We start from the raw sequence: 2,969 nt of genomic DNA on the forward strand, positions 1-2,969 counted from the left end.
CCATGCGGGCAGGGCGAATGCTCATGCCGCTTCCAGCGCCCGTTCGGCTGGGCGGGCCAGCAGGGTGGCGCCGGGTCCGATCACCACCGGGCGGTTGATCAGGATGGGATCGGCCAGCATGGCCGCCAGGATCGTGGCGTCATCTGCATCCGGCAGGCCGCGTTCTTCCGCATCGGTGCCGCGGCTGCGCAGCAGGGCCTTTGCGCCGCCCACGGCAACGGCCACGCTGGCCAATGTGGCAGCATCGGGCGGGGTTTTCAGATACTCGATCACGCGCACGGCATGGCCCTGATCCTGCAGCAAGGCCAAGGCATTGCGCGACGTGCCGCACTTCGGATTATGCCAGATGGTGATAATGGCCATTTGCCGTGATTCCGCCGCCAACCCCTTGGCCAGCCATGGATTGGCGACCGTGTTCTGCCGCAGTCTGGCATGGGGTGGCGGGCGAAGTCCAGCCGTAGGGTGATCACCGGGGCCGGTGATTTTTGCTAGATGAACCTGCACACCGTAGCCGCGTTCGCGGAAGCCTGCCGCGCGTCGGCTTTGCCCCGCAGCGGCCAGGCTGAAGCTTGAAGCGGCAAAGCCGGGTGATCGGGATCGTGATCCCGTCCACCCGGCTCCACCCTTGCCTTGGGCCGATCAGACGATCTCCAACGCGAAGCTCGCCGTTTCGTGATAGTCATAGGCTTCGATGAAGGCGCCGCCGTTGGTCTGCTTGGCGTCCACGTGCAGATGCACGGAGAAGGTGCAGCGCGTGTGTGCCTTGTGTGTTGGTGGAAACGCGCCGAGCAGGGTTGAAAATGCCAGCGCATTCGACGGCTCTGGCCCGGATTCGCCCTGATCGGCGGTGCCGGTTTCGATGGTGCCACCCGGCCCGTTCAGGCCGCGCTGCCACGACAGCCTGTATCCAGCCATGAAGCTGTTGATGTCACCGGCGCCGCCGCCGGTGGTGACGCCATCGGCATGGAACGCCCGGAAACCGATCGAGACCGTGGTGTTGCCGGGGCCAGACATGAACTGGCACTCATCGCCGCTGGGCACGCCATTCTTGCGCAGATCCACGATGTCACCATCCACCGGGCGGTTGTTCACCCAGAACACATGCCCGCAATCGGCAAACGGCACATTGGCGGTCACCGTCTGCGCCGTCCAGCGTCGGAACTGGAACGGTTTTGCCGTGCCGGGATCACCGGCCGGTGCGCTGGCCGGCTTGATGCGGGCGCCGCCGGGGCCGAACAATTCGATCAGCAGCATATATTTGCCGTCGGGGAACTGTGACGAGCGCGTGTCCCACAGCTGGTGATACTGGCCCGACAGCCAGTCGTTGCCGTTCGTCCAGTAGGGCATGCGATACAGGCCCACTTCGCCGCCGACCGTGGCCGGATCAACGCCCAGGCTTTCCGGAATGGTGACGATCTGGCCGCCCACACTGACAAAACGCTGCCAGCTGACCGGCCCGGTGAGCGTGACCGGCGCGCCGGCGGGATCGCCGCTGCCATTGATCGGCACCGCCTTGATCCGGTAATAGACCACGGTTCCATCCAGCTGTTTCGACGACCATAGCCGTAGGCCCAGCGTCGTGGCCCACGGGCAATCGGGCACGCCGCCAAAATCGATCAGGCCGCTGTCGACGCCCAGATTGGCCATGTTCGAAAGGCCGGTCTGCGCCGGGAAGTTGGAATGATGGGAACCACCGACATGTTCCAGCATCACAAAGGCGGTGCCGTCGCCTTCATCCGGCGGGGTGGGGCCATCGCCGCAGGGCCGTGCCAGCGGGTGCGAAGTGCGCAGATGGGCCTCTTCGCCGGCGCCGAAATAATCCTGGCCGGCAACACCATCATAAACGGTGATCCAGAACGGCCCGATCTGCTGCTTCACGCGATAGGCAAACACCGTGTGGCAGCGTTGGCCCGGCGTGTGCAGGCGGCGCGGGCGGCGATAACAGAAATCAAATTCACCATCGGGCTGAATCGGCACTTCGCCCACCTTGCGGCTGGTGCAGCGGCACAGATAGGCGGAAAGATAGGGGCGCTTGTCGACAAATTCCGCCACGTCGGCGGGGCGGATTTTCAGCAGCGCCTGGTAATCATCATACAGGCGTTCCGATGGGATGGTGCGGGTCAGCGCCGGCTCTGGCGGCAGGCTACTGCTCGTGCTGGCCAGCGGGCGCGGGGCAAGCCGGCGCAATTGATCGAGCGCCGGGATGCTGCCGAACACAGGCGGGCGCGGGCCGATGCCGCCAAAGATGCCGCCCGGAAAGCCGCCGGGGAATCTGGGCCCCGGATCGGGAATTGGCGGATCGGGCCAGCGGACCAGCACCGGCAAATCATCCAGCAGATCGCGCAGCCGATCGATCAGATCGCGCCAATCATAGGTGGTGCAGCAGCACACGCGTTCATGGATTTCCACCACCCCATCGCACAGAGGCAGGCAGCGGAACGGCAATTGGATGGCGCTGGCCGACAGATCGAACCCGCTCAGCACCTCGGGCCGCAGTTGCACGCCCAGCTTGGCTGGCAGCGGCCGCGCCTTGCGATAGGCTGGTGCCAGATACCAGGGCCGGCATTTCTTCACATCGCCCGACACGCAGATGGTTTCGCCCAGCCACGGCCACCAGCGTTCACGCGGAATGATGATGCCGCCCAGCCGCCATTGTTCCAGCACTTGATCGGCGCGCACGCGCTGCAGGCTGGCTATGTCCAGCGTCGCTGGGTCGGCATCAGCACCGATGCCCAGCGTCATGCCCTTCAAAGTGGCGGGGTCGACGCTGATGCTGCCATCAGCGGCCGTGGCGAGCTTCTGCGGCGGCTTGCCATCGGGCAGGGCATAGATGGCAAGCGTGGGCATAGCCTCATTCGGGCCAGCGCCAGCAAGCGTGAGCGGAAATTTTACAGTCGGCATGTCGGTAACCTCCCACAAGCGACTGAATCACAAGGATTCATGTCGCAGGTTGTCCGACCTGGCACCGA

The 2,969-nt window shown here is 64.9% G+C and carries 2 protein-coding genes; both read right to left on the bottom strand.

Annotated elements, in window-relative coordinates:
- Positions 1–21: 21 nt before the first annotated feature.
- On the bottom strand, positions 22–363 hold the full coding sequence (locus RMO81_RS06405) for an arsenate reductase family protein (protein ID WP_310474958.1): 342 nt from the start codon (positions 361–363) through the stop codon (positions 22–24).
- A 276-nt stretch (positions 364–639) separates the two neighbouring features.
- Positions 640–2,847, bottom strand: coding sequence for a hypothetical protein (locus RMO81_RS06410; protein ID WP_310474959.1), 2,208 nt, complete (start codon positions 2,845–2,847; stop codon positions 640–642).
- Between the last annotated feature and the right edge of the window lie 122 nt (positions 2,848–2,969).

It is taken from the genome of Sandarakinorhabdus sp., from assembly GCF_031422795.1.
Taxonomy (GTDB): Bacteria; Pseudomonadota; Alphaproteobacteria; order Sphingomonadales; family Sphingomonadaceae; genus Sandarakinorhabdus.